General features: G+C 58.6%; 12 protein-coding genes and 4 pseudogenes. 5 read left to right on the top strand and 11 right to left on the bottom strand.

The window, feature by feature from the left end; all coding sequences use genetic code 11:
* Nucleotides 1-36: 36 nt before the first annotated feature.
* Together acpH and AAHB66_RS04860 are read left to right on the top strand one after the other, a co-directional pair.
* Entirely contained in the window at nucleotides 37-618 is a 582-nt protein-coding gene (acpH, locus tag AAHB66_RS04865; RefSeq protein WP_347115388.1) for an ACP phosphodiesterase, read from the top strand.
* A 127-nt stretch (nucleotides 619-745) separates the two neighbouring features.
* Entirely contained in the window at nucleotides 746-1348 is a 603-nt protein-coding gene (locus AAHB66_RS04860; protein ID WP_347115387.1) for a peroxiredoxin C, read from the top strand.
* 50 nt (nucleotides 1349-1398) lie between these two features.
* On the opposite strand, the gene AAHB66_RS04855 is transcribed toward AAHB66_RS04860, so the two are convergent.
* The 7 genes and pseudogenes from AAHB66_RS04855 to phoB all read right to left on the bottom strand — a co-directional run bounded on the left by AAHB66_RS04855 (nucleotide 1399) and on the right by phoB (nucleotide 12695).
* On the bottom strand, nucleotides 1399-2793 hold the full coding sequence (locus AAHB66_RS04855) for a DUF3999 domain-containing protein (RefSeq protein ID WP_347115386.1): 1395 nt from the start codon (nucleotides 2791-2793) through the stop codon (nucleotides 1399-1401).
* A pseudogene (locus tag AAHB66_RS04850) lies at nucleotides 2790-5415 on the bottom strand (DUF2339 domain-containing protein). The gene AAHB66_RS04855 and the pseudogene AAHB66_RS04850 overlap by 4 nt, the downstream one beginning before the upstream one ends.
* A gap of 138 nt (nucleotides 5416-5553) precedes the next feature.
* Entirely contained in the window at nucleotides 5554-7371 is a 1818-nt protein-coding gene (malZ, locus tag AAHB66_RS04845; protein ID WP_347115385.1) for a maltodextrin glucosidase, read from the bottom strand.
* A 132-nt stretch (nucleotides 7372-7503) separates the two neighbouring features.
* Nucleotides 7504-8877, bottom strand: coding sequence for a proline-specific permease ProY (proY, locus tag AAHB66_RS04840; RefSeq protein ID WP_156263075.1), 1374 nt, complete (start codon nucleotides 8875-8877; stop codon nucleotides 7504-7506).
* A gap of 79 nt (nucleotides 8878-8956) precedes the next feature.
* Entirely contained in the window at nucleotides 8957-10276 is a 1320-nt protein-coding gene (brnQ, locus tag AAHB66_RS04835) for a branched-chain amino acid transporter carrier protein BrnQ (RefSeq protein WP_347115384.1), read from the bottom strand.
* Between the two features lie 411 nt (nucleotides 10277-10687).
* Nucleotides 10688-11984: pseudogene (gene phoR, locus AAHB66_RS04830) on the bottom strand (phosphate regulon sensor histidine kinase PhoR).
* Nucleotides 11985-12005: 21 nt separating this feature from the next.
* Complete coding sequence (phoB, locus tag AAHB66_RS04825; protein WP_032616792.1) at nucleotides 12006-12695, bottom strand: phosphate response regulator transcription factor PhoB; 690 nt, start codon at nucleotides 12693-12695, stop codon at nucleotides 12006-12008.
* A 194-nt stretch (nucleotides 12696-12889) separates the two neighbouring features.
* Between phoB and sbcD the strand changes: the two are divergent.
* Nucleotides 12890-14096: pseudogene (gene sbcD / locus AAHB66_RS04820) on the top strand (exonuclease subunit SbcD).
* Nucleotides 14093-17226, top strand: a pseudogene (gene sbcC / locus AAHB66_RS04815) (exonuclease subunit SbcC). The pseudogenes sbcD and sbcC overlap by 4 nt, the downstream one beginning before the upstream one ends.
* A 126-nt stretch (nucleotides 17227-17352) precedes the next feature.
* Here sbcC and mak read toward each other — a convergent pair.
* The gene (gene mak, locus AAHB66_RS04810; RefSeq protein ID WP_333851095.1) at nucleotides 17353-18258 is read right to left on the bottom strand and encodes a fructokinase; all 906 of its coding nucleotides are present in this window, start codon (nucleotides 18256-18258) and stop codon (nucleotides 17353-17355) included.
* A 124-nt stretch (nucleotides 18259-18382) separates the two neighbouring features.
* Here mak and rdgC point away from each other — a divergent pair, with 124 nt between their 5' ends.
* A complete protein-coding gene (gene rdgC, locus AAHB66_RS04805) occupies nucleotides 18383-19294 on the top strand; it encodes a recombination-associated protein RdgC (RefSeq protein WP_347115383.1) in 912 nt (303 codons plus the stop codon).
* A 58-nt stretch (nucleotides 19295-19352) separates the two neighbouring features.
* Here rdgC and ppnP read toward each other — a convergent pair whose 3' ends face one another.
* The 3 genes from ppnP to yaiA all read right to left on the bottom strand — a co-directional run bounded on the left by ppnP (nucleotide 19353) and on the right by yaiA (nucleotide 20822).
* Complete coding sequence (gene ppnP / locus AAHB66_RS04800; protein WP_347115382.1) at nucleotides 19353-19637, bottom strand: pyrimidine/purine nucleoside phosphorylase; 285 nt, start codon at nucleotides 19635-19637, stop codon at nucleotides 19353-19355.
* Nucleotides 19638-19709: 72 nt separating this feature from the next.
* Nucleotides 19710-20387 (bottom strand): AroM family protein, encoded by a 678-nt coding sequence (locus AAHB66_RS04795; RefSeq protein WP_347115381.1) that lies wholly within the window; start codon nucleotides 20385-20387, stop codon nucleotides 19710-19712.
* 243 nt (nucleotides 20388-20630) lie between these two features.
* Complete coding sequence (yaiA, locus tag AAHB66_RS04790; protein WP_142488398.1) at nucleotides 20631-20822, bottom strand: protein YaiA; 192 nt, start codon at nucleotides 20820-20822, stop codon at nucleotides 20631-20633.
* Between the last annotated feature and the right edge of the window lie 40 nt (nucleotides 20823-20862).

The raw sequence follows: 20862 nt of genomic DNA, 5'->3' as shown, positions 1-20862 counted from the left end.
GCTGCAACAACTAGCCGACTCCGGATAACGAATCGCATGAATTTTCTCGCTCACTTGCACCTCGCTCATCTCGCTGACAGCTCCCTTTCCGGCAATTTGCTGGCTGATTTTGTGCGCGGCAATCCCGCCGAGGATTACCCCGCTGACGTGGTGGAGGGCATTTTCATGCACCGCCGGATCGACGTCATGACCGATAACCTGCCCGAAGTGCAGGAAGCCAAGGCGTGGTTCCGCCCGGAAACCCGCCGGGTCGCCCCCATTACGCTGGATGTGATGTGGGATCACTTCGTCTCCCGCCACTGGGAACAGCTCTCCCCGGAAATGCCCCTGCCGGCGTTCGTGCGCTATGCCCGCGCTCAGGTGGCGATCATCCTTCCGGACTCTCCACCGCGCTTTGTGAATCTCAATAACTACCTGTGGTCAGAGCGCTGGCTTGAGCGCTATAGCGAGATGGATTTCATCCAGCGGGTGCTCAACGGGATGGCCAGCCGCCGCCCGCGTCTCGACGCCCTGCGCGACTCCTGGCAGGACCTGGATGCCCATTACGACGCGCTGGAGACCCGCTTCTGGCAGTTCTATCCGCGGATGATGGAGCAGGCAAAATCTAAGCAGCTTTAATAGCGATGTGATTGATAGGTAAAAGCTGGGTTAACGATTGTCAGCGCCTCTTTGTCTTTAGGGAAAACACTCTCTATACTGGCCCGCGTTGCGTTCCAAATAACCTTAGTATCTACAGGAGAATCATATGGTTCTGGTAACTCGTCCGGCCCCGGATTTTACAGCTGCAGCCGTTCTGGGCAACGGTGAAATCGTTGAGAACTTCAACTTCAAACAGCACACCAACGGTAAAGCCACCGTTCTGTTCTTCTGGCCAATGGACTTCACCTTCGTTTGCCCGTCTGAACTGATCGCGTTCGACAAGCGTTACGAAGAATTCCAGAAGCGTGGCGTGGAAGTGGTTGGCGTCTCCTTCGACTCTGAGTTTGTACACAACGCATGGCGTAACACCCCTGTCGACAACGGCGGCATCGGTCAAGTGAAATACGCGATGGTTGCGGACATCAAACGCGAAATCCAGCAGGCTTACGGTATCGAGCATCCGGACGCGGGCGTTGCCCTGCGCGGCTCCTTCCTGATCGACGCTAACGGTATCGTGCGTCACCAGGTGGTGAACGATCTGCCACTGGGTCGTAACATCGACGAAATGCTGCGTATGGTTGATGCGCTGCAGTTCCACGAAGAGCACGGTGAAGTGTGCCCGGCTCAGTGGGAAAAAGGTAAAGAAGGTATGGCCGCTTCTCCAGCAGGCGTAGCTAAATACCTGACCGAGAACGTATCCAGCCTGTAATCGGCACGGTTTACGAAAAAGGCCCGCAGATGCGGGCCTTTTTTATAGCGTTACGCCGCGGGGTCCTTTTTGACTTCGCGCCAGATCCGCCATGCCATCAGCGCCAGAGCCGCAACGCCCAGGATCAGCGTCCCCCACACCAGCAGCGTTTTCCAGCGACTCTGTTGTTCGGCGGCTGAAGTAGCAGTCAATCTCGCCTTACCACCCAGCATCACGCTTTCCTGCGCCCCGGCCCAGGGCAGGTCGTTGAGATCGTCAGCATTACGCAGCGACGCCGGGATCAGCATATCCAGCCCGATATCCGCCTTTTGCGCTGCCCGGTTTCCCCAGGCCAGCATATAAGGCCCTTTGCCTTGCGTATTAAATACCAGCTGATAGCTGTCGCGCGCGCCGCTCAGTTCAGGCAGCGTTTCCGGCAATCTGGCGTTGATCGTCATCATCCGTACCGCTTCGACCTGTTGACCCGACAGACGAAGATCGGGCGAACGCTTGCCGTCCCACTGGTAAAGCACGGTTTTTGTCAGCGGTTGCCAGGGGGCTTTTTCACCACTTCTCCAGCTTAACTCCACCGGCAACACCCCTTCGTTTTCCAGAGCGATCCGCAGGGAAGTGAGCGGCTGCGCCTGTGTCCAGCGCCAGATGACCTGATCATCTCCTACTTTATCCGGCCGGGCAGCGACCACGATGCGTTCGGCTGCCGGTTCACTGCTGTCGGCAATGGCCGTCACGCTGTTCAGCGCCAGCGCCGGACTTTGCGAATCGAGGATCACCAGCAGATAACGGTTCCACTGCGCAGAGAGCGTCAGGCTGGCATTGATGGTATCCATTTTCAGACGATCGTTATCACGCACCAGATCCATCAGCGGTGCACCTTCCTGCACTGGCCGCCAGTCGCGTAAATCCTGACTGGCATAGACCGACGCCTTCCCCTGCCAGTTGCCCGCTGGCGTATTCCAGTTCAGGCGTAATTGTGCCAGTGAGAAAGGCTCTTGCCGCGCTTCCGGCAGCGTCAGCAAATAGCTTTGGCCGATCGTGTTGACCTCGTCACTTTCCAGCCGAATTTCAACCCCGGTTTGGGAGCGTAAAATAAAGGCCGCAGAATCTCGTCGATCCGGCTCCCGCGGCGCGACTGGCGATACAGCCAAAGGAAAAAGCCGCAGTGCTTCCGTCTGTGGTGTGGCAGGTTGCGTTTTCTGCACTTCAAGGGCAAAAGGCACCGCATCGCCCTGATGGTTGAAAACCCGAACATCGCGTAAATCCTGCCAGGCCGTACCCTGATAGACCGCCTGCGGCAGCGAAACGCGATACCAGGGCGATGAGCCGGTCGTATCCAGCATTACACCCGTGGCGTAATCCTGGGGGGCTTCCCGTACCGAATCGCTGCCGGAGACTGAACCCGCCGCACTCAACAGCGCCCCCCATAACACTGCTTTCATCCATTTCATTTTTCTTCTCCTGTTTTTGGCGGTAATGGGGAGAAATACCCGATAATTAACACCAGGATAGCCACGCCGATAAATGCGATCGCCCGCGCCAACCCGCCACCGCGCGCGCTATCTACCAGCATCAATTTCACAATAACCACGCCTAACAGAACCGCGCCACAAAGCCACTCGCGGCGGGAACGGCACCGGGTCGCGTGTAGCATCGCCACCAGCGCCGACAGCATCCAGAACAGCGCAAAGCTGGTCTGAATCAGGCGCGAATGCCACAGCGATTCCATATTCCAGGCGATGTCGCCGTACCAGGCCAACGCGCGCAGCAGCATGCCATTCAACCACCAGAGACCCAGCGCCAGCAGGGCAATAACAGGCCATGGACGACAGACCGATTCATAGACCGGAAAATAGCGCCGCGCCGCGCAATAAAATACCACCAGCCCCAGCAATGCGAAGGCAGCCCCTTCCTCCAGCGGATTCACCAGCGGCAGCCAGGTCTGACCATACACCACGCCATCCTGTAAATTGGTCAGTACCAGCAGGCCGGCTAAGGCCACCGCGAACGGGATCATCGCCTGAGCGGCATAGAGCGCAGGCCAGACCCGGAACGGCCAGATGTCCCGACGCACCGCTTCCCCCGTCAGGAAGATAACCAGGCCACCCGCCGCCATCATCAGGCCGCTTCCCCATGCCGTCATGCCCCACGGCAGGTCGCGCGCAAACCAGAACAGCTCGACCGCCAGCGCCAGCAGAAGCAGCCAGAAGAGGGAGATATGCGCAAGCCTGGACAAGCGCGGCGGCAAGGCCTTTCCGTCAAGCCAGAGAAGCGCCAGCGCCGTGGGCAGCGCAAAACACCAGGCCAGATTCGCCCCGCCAGCGGCAAAAATCTGCTGTCGGGATATCTGGTCCATCAACATCACCAGCATCATTGGCCACAGTAGCCATTGACTGGCATTCAGCTCCTGCCATGCCAGTCGACCGGCAAGACGGCGCCAACCCCAGGCCGATATCGCCAGCAGTGCCAGTACGCCAGATATCAGCAGTGAATCCTCCTTCAGCACCCATTGTGATGCGCCCGCCAGCGCCACTATCCAGAACAGTAAACCGCTGGCGAGAAGCCCCCAACTGACCTGCAGTTTAATCGCGCGCCACAACCACGCCGCAGCCAGCCAGCTCAGGCTGAGGACCGCGAAGATCAGCATTAATGACAGTGAGGAGGTGCCATTGACCTGCGCCCAAAGCGCACTGCCGACGGCCAGCACCAGTAGCCCTGTGCCGCTGTAACGCATCTGTCGCTGCTGTTGCTGCACGCCCAGCCAGAGGATCCCCAGCCCTTCCAGTGACCAGGCCATCGCCGTCCAGTGTGCCGAAAGCGCCAGGGGGATAGCGAGGGTGGTGAATGCCCCTCCGAGGGCCAGCGCGGCGAGCACCAGCGGTCTCCCCCAGGGACGGGTAGCGGCGCAACGCCAGCCAGGCTAACGCCAGATAGAACCCCCCGTATCCCAATGCGCTGAGGGCCGGACCGTATTCCATATGGCGGGTAATGGCATACTGCATGCCAAAGCCTATCAGCGGCGGCGCGAACAGCAGAACCCCATCAATAATTTGCTTACCTTTCTCCTGCGCCCGCAGCGACAGCGCCACGCTCAGCACGCCAAACAGGATGGTGTTGGCAATCAGGAACAGCTGACAACTCAGGTAGTATGCCGGTTGATAGTCATTCAGCCCCCACAGGCCACCGACGCCAAAGGTAAACAGCAGGCCGAGCAGGTTAAGCTCTCGCCAGTGCTGCCAGATGCTGATGGCGAGAATGCCTGCCGACAGGAGAAGGTAGAAAGAGAACAGCGCCACGTGACTGCCGCCCCCGGTGGACAGCAACAGCGGCGCCAAATAACCGCCAAGACTCGCCAGCATCGCCAGGCTGAGCGCTTTTTGCAGGATCGCCAGCCCGACGCTTGCGGCGCAAATTACCACCAGCAGGGCAAAGGCCAGCGTCATCGGCAACATTTGCCACAAGCGGAACGCGCCAAAGACGGTCAGATAGAGCGCACCTGTCGCGCCGCCCTGCAAAATCAGCGCATAGACCGGCTGTTTATGGCGCAATCGCCATCCAACCGCCAGCAGGACAATGGCAAACAGCGCAGCCGCAACCAGACGCAATTCAAGAGGGAACAGGGAATGCTCAACCGTATAGCGCAGCAGGAACGAGAGGCCGAGAAACAGCAGCAAAATGCCCAGCTTCGCCAGCGGGTTACCCTGCATAAACCACCGCACCAGCGACGACATCACGCCGCCAAAGGCAGAAGGCTGTTCGGTTACGGGAGTAGCGGTCACCCTGGGTTCTGGCGTCGGTTGCGAACGCCACGGATCGACCACAGGCGCAGGGGCAGCCTCAGCTGCCGGCTCCGCAGTCGGTACGGGCTCAGGCGGGGTCTGCACCACTGTGGTGGCCTGCGCCACAGGCGTTTCTGTTACACCACGCTGTTCAAGTTCCTCGACCCGGCGACGCAGGACGGACAGCTCATAGCGGACCGCCGAACTGCGGTTAAGGGCGACAATCGCGAGGATGGGAACCACCACCCCCACGAAAAGTAAAACTATGCAGCCAAGGATTAGCAGCTCATCCATGTTTCCACCTTCACTGTTCAGGGAACAAGCAGATTGTCATAAATTGTTGCATTTACGCTATCAATGACTGCAAAACGAGTCGCTTTTCAGAAAAACGATAACCCTGAATAACCCGACGAATCGGGCCTTTCCGCAAGATTAATGACCAAACCACACGGATGCAGAAATCGCCGGTAACGACAGCACGCCCTCCTGCGCCACCCCTTTCCCCTCTTTCAGCTGCCACTGTTTGACGTTCAGCAGCGGCGAATGGTCGATCACCACTTCACAGGCCTCACCCCGGTTGATGGCTACCAGCACCCGCTGCTGGTTGTAGACGCGCATAAACACCACCACGTTGTCGTGGGCGTAGACCACCTGACAACCGCCGTAGCGCAGCGCCTGGCTCTGCTTGCGCAGTTTAATCAGCCGCTGATAGAGCCTGAACAGCACCGGGTCCTGCCTTTCGGTCTCCCACGGGAAGGTCTTACGGCAGAACGGATCGTTATTGCCGTCCAGCCCCACCTCGTCCCCGTAGTAAATGCACGGTACTCCCGGCCAGGTAAAGAGCCAGGTGACCGCCAGCGGCAGACGCGCGACGTCTTTGCCGAGCAGCGACTTAAAGCGGGCGGTGTCATGGCTGTCGAGCTGGTTGAACATGCGTAGCTGCTGCTGATGCGAAAGGCTGGCGCGGTAGTTATCCATCCATTTCATGCAGGTTTCTGCATCAATCAGCTGAGGATCGTAGGAGATATCGGTATTGGCGAGGAAGCCCCACAGCGGGAAGGTGAAACCGCGGTAGTTCATCGCCGAATCTTCCGCGTCGGCCTGCAGCCACTGGCGGGCATCACCAAAGTGCTCGCCAAAAACGAAGGCGTCGGGTCGGGCCTGCTTCGCGGAACGGGTGATCCCGGCCACGTGCTGCAGGTTATTGCGCGCCCCGCCGCCTTCTCCAAGCATATGCACCACATCCAGCCGCCAGCCGTCCATATTCCACGGGGCTTTCAGCCAGTGGCGAACGATACTGTCCTCGCCGCCGTAGATCTCATCCACCATTGTAGGTGACTGGTAATCCAGCTTCGGCAGGCTGGCGTAGCCCAGCCAGTCGAGGGCGCGGCCTTCGTCGTCAAAGCTGTACCAGTCCCGCTGGGTCGAGTCCGGGTTATGGCAGGCGCCGCCCGTTCCGCGGTTGTGGCGGTCGAACCAGGCGTGGGAATCGCCGCTGTGGTTAAACACGCCGTCCAGGATCAGGCGCATCCCTTCCCGGTGGGTATTCTCCCGCAGGCGCAGCAGGGCCTCGTCGCCGCCAAACTGCTCATCCACGTGGCGGTAATCTTCGGTGTCGTACTTGTGCACGCTGGGGGCGACAAACACCGGGTTGAGGTACAGCGCCGTGACGCCGAGTTTTTTCAGATACGGCAGCTTCTCGCTGATGCCGTCCAGATCGCCGCCGTAAAAGGTGGAGCCCCCCGCCTGAGCGGTAACCGGTTCATCCCATTCATGGAAGATGGTCTCGTGACCGGCGGCATGGTGATAGTAGGTTTTGTCCCGCTCCGGGTCGCGCTGCTGGCTGCGGGCGAAGCGGTCCGGGAAGATCTGATAGAAGACCTGCTCGACCACCCACTCTGGCCCGGCATCCGGGAAATCGACGGCGAACTGCTCCAGCCGGGCGGGAGGAAAACGGCTGAACCCCTGCGGGGTAAACCACAGCTGGCGGTTATGCCAGAGCATTTTAAAGCTGTAGCGGTGCCGCGGCTGCCCTTTCGTTGTGTCGATGGTTGCCCGCCAGGCGGTGACGCCGGGCTGCGGCTGGCTGCGCAGCTTGTGCATCGGCAGCGAAGTCTCTTCATTATCGAATTCAGCGCGCATCGTCACCCGCTCAGGCAGGTGCTCACCCGTCAGCCACAGCGTGATGACGAGTTTATCGTTGTTTTGCTTAACAAATGGGGCAACCGGCAGGTGCCATGCATTCAACATCTTTTATCCCCTATCCCAGAAATGAGGTCACCTTGCCACAGGGTAGTGGATGTTCACTCCTCACGCAGAGGATTATTGGGGGGAGGAGGAAGGGGGAGGAGAAAAATGCCCGGCATTTGCCGGGCATTCTGATTACTGCACTTCCGCTAACTGGCGCTCGCGGCGGCGTTTAAACACCCAGCCCACCAGCAGCAGGGCAATCCACGCGAAGCCGACATACAGCGAGATGCGGGTTTCCGGATGGTAACCAATCAGGCCGATAATAAAGACCAGGAAGATCAGGCCGCCAACGGTACTTGCCACGCCGCCCGGCACTTTAAACTTCAGCGCTTTCACCTCTTCAGGCGACAGACGACGGCGGAAGCCAATCTGCGACATCAGGATCATGATCCACACCCAGACGGTGGCGAAGGTCGCCAGCGACGCAATCACCAGGAAGACGTTCTCCGGCATGATGTAGTTCAGATAGACCGACAGCAGCAGTGCTACGGTCATCACCAGCACCGTCACCCACGGCGTGCCGCGGCTGGAGGTTTTGGCGAAGGCCTTAGGCGCGCTGCCCTGCTCTGCCATGCCGTGCAGCATACGCCCCACGCCAAAGACGTCGGCGTTAATGGCGGAGAGCGACGCGGTCAGCACCACAAAGTTAAGGATGCTGGCGGCAAAGGTGATCCCCAGATGCTGGAAGGTGAGTACGAACGGGCTGCCGTTGGTGCCGACTTGGTTCCACGGATAGATGGACATGATCACAAACAGCGTCCCCACGTAGAACACCAGAATACGCATCGGCACCGAGTTGATGGCGCGCGGGATAGACTTCTCAGGATCTTTCGCTTCACCGGCGGTAATGCCGATGATTTCGATCCCGCCGTAGGCGAACATCACCATCTGCAGCGACATCACCATGCCAATCCAGCCGTTGCTGAAGAAGCCGCCGTTGCTCCACAGATTGTGGATCCCGGTGGGTTGTCCGCCGTTGCCAATCCCCCAGATGATGATGCCAATACCGGCGGCAATCATGATGATGATGGTGGCGACTTTAAAGAAGGAGAACCAGAACTCCAGCTCGCCAAACACCTTCACGCTCATCAGGTTGATGGCGCAGATGATCAGCACCACGCTGAGTACCCAGACCCAGTGCGGCACGGTCGGGAACCAGACGCCCATATAGATGCCGAATGCCGTCACGTCGGCAATCGCCACAATCAGGATTTCGAAGCAGTAGGTCCAGCCGGTGATGTACCCGGCGAGCGGGCCCAGGTTTTCCTGAGCATAGCGGGAGAAGGAGCTGGCCGACGGGTTATGTACGGACATCTCCCCCAGCGCACGCATGATGATGTAGGCGGCAACACCGCCGATAAGATATGCCAGCAGAACGCTGGGACCGGCCATTTTGATGGCATCTGCCGAGCCATAAAAAAGACCGGTGCCGATTGCAGAACCCAGCGCCATAAAGCGGATGTGGCGGGCGCTCAATCCACGCTTGAGTTTGTTAGTGCTTTCCATTTGTTGTCATGCCATTCAGACTAAAAAAAACAAAAAACCACGGGGCATTACGCCCCGTGGTTTAACATTCAGCCGTTGATTAGTGCGCGTTCGATGTAACCTGACGCCCTGCAGCACGATCCCAGATAATAGCCAGTACCAGTGCAACAACGGTAGGCATCAGCCACGCCAGACCCTGTTCAGACAGCGGCAGACGCTGTGTCCAGGCGGGCAGCATGGCGCTGATTGCCGATGCCTTAATACCGTCAAGCATACCAAAAAGCAGACTGATAAACATGGCCGAGGCAATAATTCGTGTGGAATTATTCCACCAGCCGCGGGTGAAGCTCAGCACCACCAGCACGATACACGGCGGGTAGATGGTGGTCAGCACCGGAATAGAGACCTGAATCAGGTGGCTCAGACCCAGGTTCGATACCGCCATCGAGAAGCCGCCGAGGATAAACACCAGCGTGCGATAAGAGAGCGGAACGTACTGAGCAAAGAACTCCGCACAGGCACAGGTCAGGCCAACCGCCGTCACCAGACAGGCCAGGAAGATCAGGATAGCCAGCATCATGCTGCCCGCGCCGCCAAAGGTGTGCTGCACGTAAGCATGCAGAATCGCCGCACCGTTTGCGCCCTGGTCAACCAGCACGCTGCTGTCGGAACCCAGACGGAACAGCGCCAGATAGAGCAGCGCCAGTCCAGCACCTGCCATCAGGCCAGCCCAGACGGTGTAGCGGGTCAGCAGACGCGCTTCGGTCACGCCACGGGAACGCGCGGCGTTAACGATCACGATACCGAAGGCCATTGCACCCAGCGTATCCATGGTCAGGTAGCCATTCACGAAACCGTTAGAGAAAGCGGCATTCTGATAGGCTTCGGTCGCGGAGCTTAATGGGCCAGCCGGCCAGATAATCGCCGCAACCGCCAGCACCAACAGGGCCAGAATCTTCATTGGCGCCAGGAAGTTGCCCACGGTATCCAGCAGTTTGCCCGGATAGAGCGACACCAGGATCACGATAGCGAAGTAAACCAGGCTGTAGATAAACAGTGGCAGCGGGCCATCGCCGGTCAGCGGGGCAATCCCCACTTCGAAGGAGACGGTCGCGGTACGCGGGGTGGCGAACAGCGGACCAATCGCCAGATAGCAGACCACGGCCAGCATGACCCCGGCCACTTTACCAATAGGCGCGCTGAGGCTGTCAACGCCGCCGCCCACTTTCGCCAGCGCCACGACGGTCAGTACCGGCAGGCCTACTGCGGTGATCAGAAAGCCGATCGCCGCGGTCCAGACGTGTTCACCCGCCTGCAGGCCAACCATAGGTGGGAAGATGATGTTGCCAGCGCCAACGAACAGCGCAAATGTCATAAAGCCCAGTGCGATGATGTCACGCGATTTCAATTGATGGGTCATAAAACCTTACTGCCTGTGGATGTGGTGTTGAAAACGTTGAATTTTTCGCTATCCCATGCGGAACAAAACAGCGGAAAAAATGTGCAATTTCAGCGGGAAATGCTCCCCTGCTGCCGTGGTCAGGAATATTTTTTCGATTTACCACGCAAATACAGTCTGTCCGACGATATCAGGAGGGCAATTTAAACGCTTATAACGTTTAAAGGCAATATGGGATCGCAAAACCAGAACAATATGCCAGCCTGAAAGCCAGAGCTGAAACATTACACCAATTATAAGAAAAACCCATGGCTAATCATGCGAACAAAAAAAGCAACAAGCGTATAAAATTTACCCGCGCTTCGGTTGACTGCAAAGCAAACAGGCCAGCTTACGCTGGCCTGTGGCAATATCTGATTACAGGGGGGATTGTCAGGCGCTGTTACTGGCAATCAAACGTTCCGGGATCACGAAACTGAAACGCGTGCTTTTACCCGGCGTGCTGACGATATCGAGACGGCTGTCGTGGTGATTGATGGCGTGCTTAACGATAGCCAGTCCCAGACCGCTGCCGCCCGTCTGGCGGGAACGGGCTTTATCCACCCGATAAAAACGCTCGGTCAGGCGAGGAATGTGCTCCGGGCCAATACCGGGACCATCATCCTCCACGCTGAACTCCGCCCCCGTGGGCGCATGCTGCCAGCGCACGATAATGTGGGTGCCCGCCGGAGTGTGATTCACCGCGTTATAGACCAGGTTGGAGATAGCGCTGCGCAGTTCATCGTTACTGCCACGCACTTTGAGGCTGTTATCCACCTCGAAGGTGATCTGGTGCTGCTGCTGGCTTAAGGTTTGCGCCTCACGCTCTAACATCCGCAGCATCATCGGCACATCGATGGTTTCATTGAGCGCCAGGGTTGGCGCGGCCTCAATGCGGGAGAGGGTCAGCAGCTGCTTCACCAGCCCTTCCATGCGCTGCGTCTGCTCGCGCATGGTCTGGAGGGCTTTTTCCCGCGGCGCGCCCTCGAGCGTCTGCTCCTGCATCATCTCCAGATAGCCCTGCAACACCGTCAGCGGGGTGCGTAACTCGTGGCTGACGTTAGCGAAGAAGTTGCGCCGCGCCCCTTCCAGCTGGTGCATTTGCGTCACATCGCGCGCCACCATCAGCCACTGTTTGTCGCTGTAAGGCATGACGCGGATCTCCAGATGGCGACCGTTGTTCAGCACCAGATTATGCGGCCGGGTGAAATCGCGTTTTTTCAGATACTGCGCGAACTCGGGGTAGCGCAGCAGGTTGAGGATATTCTGTCCATTATCGTCCGGCCAGCGCAGGCCCAGCAGCTGTTGCGCCAGTCCGTTGCACCAGAACATCGCCCCCCTCTTCGGTGGTGAGCACCACCGCATCGGGCAGAGATTCGGCGCCGCTGCGAAAGCGTTTGATCAGGCTGCCCAGCTCGCGTCGGCGTTTTTTATTACGCATCTGCATCTGGTGCAGGCCATACAGCAGAGGTTCCCAGCTGCCGCTTCCCGGCGGTGGGGTCATACTTCTGTCAACCCACAGCCACCATGAGAGGCGGAGCAGATTCCAGAAGTGCCAGATCAGCAGTCCGGTGACGGCCGCCAGCAAAAACCAAGGTAAATAACCGAAAACGGCCCCGAGGATCAGGGCCGGGATACAGCAAAGTACCAGTTCAAAACAGAGCCTTTTCCATGACAGCCGTTCCAGCACGCGTCACACTCCTGTCATTGTTCAGAAACGGGTTGAGAAACGATAACCCGTGCCGCGGACGGTCTGTACCATGCGATCGTGACCGCTGGTTTCAAGGGCCTTACGCAGACGACGAATGTGAACATCCACCGTCCGGTCTTCAACATAGACGTTAGTTCCCCACACATTATTGAGCAACTGCTCGCGGCTGTAGACGCGTTCCGGGTGGGTCATGAAGAAGTGCAGCAGTTTGAATTCGGTCGGTCCCATATCGAGGGGATTTTCACCGGTCATCACGCGGTGCGAAGTGGGATCCAGGCTCAGACCCTGCATCTCGATCACCTCTTCCACCGCCATCGGTGAAATACGGCGCATCACCGCCTTGATACGCGCCACCAGCTCTTTCGGTGAGAAGGGTTTGGTGATGTAGTCATCCGCCCCGGTCTCCAGACCGCGAACGCGATCTTCCTCTTCGCCGCGGGCCGTCAACATCATTACCGGAATATCGCGGGTTAAGGCTTCACGTTTGATATGTTTGATGAATTGCAGACCAGAGCCGCCGGGCAACATCCAGTCGAGCAGGATCAGATCGGGCCAGGGTTCGTTGAGCTGATTCACCGCGCTGTCGTAATCTTCGGCTTCCACCGGTTGAAAGCCATTTTGTTCGAGCACGAAACAGACCATTTCACGAATGGGTGCTTCATCTTCTACGACCAGAATACGTCTCGCCATACTTAGCCCTGTCTTATTTAGGTTACATGTTTGTAATACGGCGTCATTATGCGTCAGATTTATGACAGATTTATGAAAAACCTGCCCACCAATAAAGGCAAGCCGTTGTTTTCTGGCCGCCCTGATTGTAGCGGTTATCTTCCTTCCCCTGAATGTTTATAATCCCGCTTACTTTTTTTTGCCACGGATCTGTTATGCGCATACTTCACACCTCGGACTGGCATCTGGGACAGAACTTCTACAGTAAAAGCCGCGCCGCCGAACATGAAGCGTTCCTCAACTGGCTGCTTGAGATGGCACAATCCCATGAAGTCGACGCCATCCTCGTGGCCGGGGACATCTTCGACACCGGATCGCCACCCAGCTATGCGCGAGAGCTGTATAACCGTTTTGTGGTGAACCTGCAGAAGACCGGTTGCCATCTGGTGATTGTGGCCGGCAACCATGATTCCGTGGCCACGCTGAATGAATCCCGTGAAATTCTGGCGTTTCTTAACACCACCGTGGTCGCCAGCGCCGGTCACGGGCCGCAAATTCTGCGCAAACGCGACGGGACGCCCGGCGCGGTGCTCTGCCCGATCCCGTTCTTACGCCCTCGCGACGTGATGAAAAGCCAGGCGGGCCTCTCGGGGATCGAGAAACAGCAGCAGCTGTTAGAGGCCATCACCCACTATTATGCCGATCAGTATACTGCCGCCTGCCAGCTTCGCGGCGACAGCGTCCTGCCGATTATCGCCACCGGGCACCTTACCACCGTCGGTGCCAGTAAAAGTGACGCGGTGCGTGACATCTATATCGGGACGCTGGACGCCTTCCCGGCACAGCATTTTCCGGCGGCCGACTACATTGCGCTGGGCCATATCCACCGCGCACAGAAGATTGGCGGCTGCGACCATATTCGCTACTGCGGCTCCCCCTATCCCCCTCAGCTTTGATGAAACCGGCAAAAGCAAATGCGTGCATCTGGTGAGTTTTGACGAGGGTAAGCTCAGCGCCGTCGACTCCCTGGAGGTGCCCATCACCCAACCGCTGGCGGTGCTGAAGGGCGATCTGGCAGCCATCGCGGCCCAGCTGGAGCAGTGGCGCGGCGTGGAGCAGACGCCCCCCGTCTGGCTGGATATCGAAATTGCCACCGAGGAGTACCTGCACGACATGCAGCGTAAAATTCAGCACCTGACGGAAGATCTGCCGGTGGAGGTACTGCTGGTGCGGCGCAGCCGCGAGCTGCGCGAGAAGCTCCTCGCCAACAGCCTGCGTGAAACCCTCAGCGAGCTGCGGGTGGAGGAGGTGTTTGAGCGCCGCCTGGCGCAGGAGACCCTCGACGATGCCCAGCGGGCCCGGTTAAACGAGCTGTTCAGCCATGCGCTGCATGCTCTTGATAATGAGGAGGATAACGCATGAAAATTCTCAGCCTGCGTCTGAAAAACCTCAACTCGCTCAAGGGTGAATGGAAAATTGACTTTACCGCCGAGCCTTTTCTCAGCAACGGCCTGTTTGCCATCACCGGCCCGACCGGCGCCGGGAAAACCACCCTGCTGGATGCCATCTGCCTGGCGCTCTACCACGAGACGCCGCGCCTCAACACCGTATCGCAATCGCAGAACGATCTGATGACCCGTGACACCGCCGAGTGTCTGGCGGAGGTGGAGTTTGAGGTGAAAGGGGTCGCCTATCGCGCCTTCTGGAGCCAGAACCGGGCGCGCAATCAGCCGGACGGCAACCTGCAGGTGCCGCGCGTGGAGCTGGCCAAATGTGAAGACGGCAAAATCCTCGCGGATAAAGTAAAAGATAAACTGGAGCTTGTTGCCTCGCTGACCGGGCTGGACTATGACCGCTTCACCCGCTCGATGCTGCTCTCCCAGGGGCAATTTGCCGCCTTCCTCAACGCCCGGCCGAAAGAGCGCGCCGAGCTGCTGGAGGAGCTGACCGGCACCGAAATTTACGGTCAGATCTCAGCGATGGTATTTGAAAAACACAAAGCGGCGCGCAGCGAGCTGGAGAGACGCGAAGCTCAGGCCGCCGGCGTGGTGTTGCTCAGCGACGATCAGCAACAGCAACTTCAGCAAGGTTTGCAGGTACTTACTGACGAAGAACAACAGCTGCTGGCTCAACAGGAAGCACAGCAGAAAGAGTTTCACTGGCTGACCCGCCACGATGAACTGGTGCGCGAACAGCAGCGGTCGATGGCCGCGCAGCAGCAGGCGCAGCAGGCCCTGACCGACGCTACCCCCGAGCTGGAAAAGCTGCATCTGGCCCAGCCCGCCGCCCTCCTGCGCCCGCAGTGGGAGCGGCAGCAGGAGCAGATCGCCCGTCTGGCGCAAACGGAACAGCAGATGCTGGATGTGAATACTCGCTTACAGTCCAGCGAGGCGCTGCGCGCGCGGATCCGCAACGGGGCGCTGCGCGTACAGGATCAATTGCAGACGGAATTCACCGCCCTGACAACGTGGCTGGCCGACCACGACCGCTTCCGTCAGTGGGGTCAGGAGATGGCGGGCTGGCGCGCGCATTTCACCCAGCTGAATCGGGATAAAACGCAGCTCGCGACGCTGCACCGGCGTATCGCGGAATTACGCCAGAAGCTGGCGGGCCTGCCGGAAAACACCCTGACGCTCACGGCAGAACAAGCGGCCGCCGAAATGGCGCTGCAAACCCAGGCCCGCGCGGCGCGCCAGCGTCTGACCACCCTGCATGCCCGCTATCAGCCCCTGCAAAAGCGACTCAGCCAGAATAATGAGAGCGTGCAAAAGGCGCAGATCGAGCTGGCAAAACTCAACGACACGCTGACGCTGCGCCGCCAGCAGTACAAAGAGAAAAACCAGCACTATCTCGATCTGAAAGTTTTGTGTGAGCAGGAAGAGAAGATCAAGAAGCTGGAGAGCTATCGGGCCGAACTGGAGGCCGGGAAACCCTGCCTGCTCTGCGGATCTACCGAACATCCGGCGATTGCGCAGTACCAGGCCTTAGCGCTCACGGAGAACCAGCGCCGCCGGGACGCGATGGAAAAAGAGGTCGCCGCCCTCAAGGAGGAAGGTCTGCTGGTGCTGGGCCAGGTGAATGCCCTCACCACCCAACTGCAGCGCGAAACAGACGAAGCGCAAACGCTGGCCCGGGACGCCCAGTCCCTCACCGAAGAGTGGCAGCAGGTTTGTGCCTCCCTGACGGTGACGCTGAATATTCAGGATGATATTGCCCCCTGGCTGAACCAGCAGGAGCAGTACGAACAGCAGCTCTACCAGCTTAGCCAGCGCCTAACGCTGCAAAACCAGCTGAACGAAGAGGAAGCTCAGGAGCAAGGCTATCACCAGCAGCTGGCAGCCACGCGCGTCGCCATGGAGACATCCCTCAAGGAACTGACGCTGACGATGCCAGATGACGGCGCAGAGCAGGCCTGGCTTGCTGAACGTGAAAAAGAGTCGCAGCACTGGCAGGCGCAGCAGTCTCAGCACAGCGCCCTGCGGGAACGCATGGCTGCCCTGACGCCGCTGCTGGAGACCCTTCCGGCGACGGCGTCGACTGAAGCAGAAAGCGTTATCCCGGAGAACTGGCGCGACATTCATACCGAATGCGTCTCTCTGCACAGCCAGCTTGCCACCCTGCAACAGCAGTTCAGGCTGGAAAGCGAACGCCTGCAGCAGGCCCAGACGCAGTTTGCCGCCGCGCTGGCCGCCAGCGTCTTTAGCGATCGCGAGGCGTTTCTCGCGGCCCTGCTGGATGACGCGACCCTTCACCGCCTGGAGCAGCTGAAGCAGAGCCTTGAGAACCAGATCCAGCAGGCCACGGCGCTGCTTCAGCAGGCTGGCCAGCGGATGAACGCGCATCTGGAACAGCGTCCGGACAACCTGACGGCCGACGTGCAGCTTTTACAGGCGCAGCTCCAGCAGCTCGCGCAGCAGCTACGTGAAAACACCACCCGCCAGGGGGGAGATCCGCCAGCAGCTCAGGCAGGACAGCGATAACCGCCTGCATCAGCAGGCGCTGATGCAGGAAATTGCGGCTGCGGCCCGGCTGGCGGATGACTGGGGTTATCTCAACGCGCTGATCGGTTCTAAAGAGGGGGGATCGCTTCCGTAAGTTTGCCCAGGGCTTAACCCTCGACAATCTGGTGTGGCTCGCCAACCAGCAACTGACCCGCCTGCATGGCCGCTACCTCCTGCAACGCAAGGTCAGCGACGCGCTGGAGCTGGAGGTGGTGGACACCTGGCAGGCGGACGCCGTGCGCGATACCCGTACCCTCTCCGGCGGCGAAAGCTTCCTCGTGAGTCTGGCGCTGGCGCTGGCGCTCTCCGATCTGGTGAGCCATAAAACGCAGATTGACTCGCTGTTCCTCGATGAGGGCTTCGGCACCCTGGACAGCGAAACGCTGGATACCGCCCTGGATGCGCTGGATGCGCTGAACGCCAGCGGCAAAACCATTGGTGTGATCAGCCACGTCGAGGCGATGAAAGAGCGCATTCCGGTGCAGATCAAAGTGAAGAAGATTAACGGGCTGGGGTACAGCAGGCTGGATAAGGTGTTTGCCGTAGAGTGACGCTATCCTGGTGCGGTCTGTCCCCCCTCACCCCGGCCCTCTCCCTCAAGGGAGAGGGGGGATTCAATTCCCTCTCCCCGTGGGAGAGGGTTAGGGTGAGGGCATCAGACCGCACAAGTGGATGTATCAGTGTGGCCACAGCCAGGCCGCGCCGCGCACGCCGCTGGAGTCACCGTGCACCGCTTTGCGGATCGGGGTTTCGCATTCGCCGCCAAACACCCACTGCTTCACCAGCTGCGGAACGGTGGTATACAGACGATCCACGTTGCTCATCCCGCCGCCCAGCACGATCACATCCGGGTCGAGGATATTCACCACGTGCGCCAGCGATTTGGCCAGCCGCATTTCGTAGCGGCTGAAGGCCAGCTCCGCCACGGCGTCCTGCTCTTCCACCAGGCGCATGATCTCGTTACCTTTCAGCGGATGCCCGCTCAGGCGGCGGTAATCGGTGGCGAAGCCGGTGCCGGAAATAAAGGTCTCGATACAGCCCTGTTTTCCGCAGTAGCACGGCACTTCGGCGCGGTACTTCAGCTCATCCTCATCCATCCACGGCAGCGGATTGTGTCCCCACTCGCCTGCGGTGCCGTTGCCGCCGATATGGGCCCGGCCATTAAAGGCCACGCCGGCCCCGCAGCCGGTCCCGATGATCACCGCAAATACCGTCTGCGCGCCCGCCGCCGCGCCGTCGATCGCCTCCGACACCGCCAGGCAGTTGGCGTCGTTCGCCAGCCGCACTTCGCGGTTCAGGCGCTGGCTTAAATCGCGGTCGAAGGGCTGGCCGTTAAGCCAGGTGGAGTTCGCATTTTTCACCACCCCGGTATAGGGCGAAATCGAACCCGGAATGCCCATGCCCACCGTGCCCGTCTGGCCGGTGGCCTTTTCGGCCATCTCCACCAGGCTGGCGATGGTTTCGATGGTCTGCCGGTAGTCATCGCGCGGAGTCGGCAGGCGATGGCGGAACAGCTGTTCCCCCTGCTCGCCAAGGGCAATGACTTCTGTTTTGGTGCCGCCGAGATCAATACCAATTCGCACAGGACGTTCCTCATTTTTTTGATTATCAACAGAGTAGAAGCCCACTACCCGATTAGCAATGCAAGCGATGCGACAATTCGCTATCATGCCCGCTGAATTAAACGACAAGACCGTGGAAATTATCATGCTGTGGTTCAAAAATTTGATGGTTTACCGTCTCAGCCGCGATATCGAGCTGCGCGCCGACGAGATGGAAAAACAGTTAGACCTTTACGCATTTACCCCGTGTGGCAGCCAGGATATGGCGAAAACCGGATGGGTTCCGCCTATGGGATCACAGAGCGATGCGCTGACCCACACCACCAATGGTCAAATCATTATCTGCGCGCGTAAGGAAGAGAAGATCCTGCCGACGCCGGTGGTGAAACAGGCGCTGGAAGCCAAAATTTTCAAGCTGGAAGCCGAACAGGGCCGTAAGCTGAAAAAAACCGAAAAAGATTCGCTGAAAGATGAAGTTCTGCACTCGTTGCTGCCGCGCGCCTTTAGCCGCTTCAGCCAGACAATGATGTGGATCGACACGGTTAACGGCCTGATTATGGTCGACTGCGCCAGCGCCAAAAAAGCGGAAGATACCCTGGCGTTGCTGCGTAAAAGCCTCGGTTCGCTGCCGGTGGTACCGCTGACGATGGAAAACCCGATTGAGCTGACCCTCACCGAGTGGGTGCGCGCCAATAACGTTCCGCAGGGCTTCCAGCTGCTGGACGAAGCCGAGCTGAAAGCGATCCTCGAAGACGGTGGCGTGATCCGCGCCAAGAAGCAGGAGCTGGTCAGCGACGAGATCGCAGTACACATCGAAGCCGGCAAGCTGGTGACCAAGCTGGCGCTCGACTGGCAGCAGCGCATTCAGTTCATGATGTGTGACGATGGTTCGATCAAGCGCCTGAAGTTCTCCGATGAGCTGCGCGATCAGAACGACGATATCGACCGGGACGACTATGCCCAGCGTTTTGATGCTGACTTCATTCTGATGACGGGTGAGCTGGCGGCGTTGATTAAGAGCGTGGTAGAAGGGTTAGGCGGCGAAGCGCAGCGTTAATGCTTCATGCCAGGCTTTATGCCAGAAACAGGAGCCGGGTTAACCCGGCTCTTTTATTTTACAGATAACGACACAGATAGGAGGCTGGTTCAGCTACCTGCAGATGGAATTCGCTGTGGCCTGGTACGTTGAAAACATCGCCCGGGTTATAGATCTTCCACTCGGTTTCCCCCGGCAATAACACTTTCAGTGAACCGCTGACGACGGTCATCTCTTCAGGCTGTGCGGTACCGAAGGCATACTCCCCTTCCGCCATCACGCCAACACTGGCACGGCCAGTAATGCTGCTGGTAAAACCAATGGACTTCACTTTACCGGAAAAGTATTCATTACTCTGAAGCATGGACTGGTCCTTATTGTCGTTGGATGTGAATCCAATATAGGGGTGACACTCCATGGCTGTCACGCAAAATCATCAGACCAGCAATTCCGAGGCCAGACGGGCAACCAGCACGTTTGACAGTAGCACCGGTACATCCAGGGCTTTTTGCAGTAAATCGCGGTGGCGTTGATGAAAACCGAGGCAATCGAGCATTAAAACGTCCGCGCCGCGCTCCAGCAGATCGCGCCCGGCGTCGATCAATTTCGCTTCGCTGTCCCAGAACGGATTCGCCACGGAGAGCAGCGGCGTTTTGACCAGCCCGCGCCATTTGTGCGACTGATTCGCCAGCAGTTCAGACATAGGCACGATCACCCCTACCTGATGGCTGTCGACAATCGATCCCACCAGCGGCGGGATGATCCGCATCGGTTCCAGCAGGATCGCCTTGCGGGCCACAAGGCCAGTGATGGGCGCCGTGCTCATCAACAGGATCACCTCATAATCCCGGTTATCCAGGACTTCGATCACGCCCTGCAGGGCACGTTCGATCTTGGGCAGCGAGACGTGGCCCACCTCACCGTCGCTGAGCAGGGTTGGCAGCAGCGCGTCACCCGGTTCGGGGGCGTAGTCTTCCATGACCTCTTCCCTGCTCAGCGTACCGAGCAGGCTGTGGTGCGTGATCTGTTGTTCAGAGATATGCTCCGTTAAGAGCGGGAGTACTTCGCTTACCGGGACTACCCCAATGGTGAGGATCGCCAACGTCGCTTTCATTATTCTCGCCTTTCTTTACTACCACTAACGTGACTGTGACACAGAGACAGGCTCGCTTCGCTGTACAGTGCGCTGTTCAGAAAAAGTGCTGAAAAGCGTAGCAGCAGATTAACGTGCCGGAATGTAAAGATCCGCGAGCCTGACAGGATGTGTCTGTTAAACCTGTACATTACCCTCCGTTGAACGTTAGCGCTTTTTAAATAGTGTGATAAGCGTTCGGTTTTTCCCGGTTTCAGATTTTTATCAGGCCTTATCAGGGTCTTCGTAACGCACTTTGGCGTCCTGCGCTTCCAGCTCCGTTTCGTGCTCGCTGATCAGCGAATCGGGTTTCGGGTGGTCGGCACGCAGCTGATACCAGGTGACAGTCTGGCCCGTCGCGCCTTTTTCAACGGCAACAATACGGGCTTCACGCGGATAGGGAGGTCTGGTTGGCATAGTTCATCCTTTTTTTAATGGCTGAACTATCAGTATAGAC

Origin of the sequence: Leclercia sp. S52, assembly GCF_039727615.1 — a bacterium.
GTDB lineage: Bacteria > Pseudomonadota > Gammaproteobacteria > Enterobacterales > Enterobacteriaceae > Enterobacter > Enterobacter adecarboxylatus_B.
This window is presented reverse-complemented; position numbering and strand designations above follow the sequence as displayed.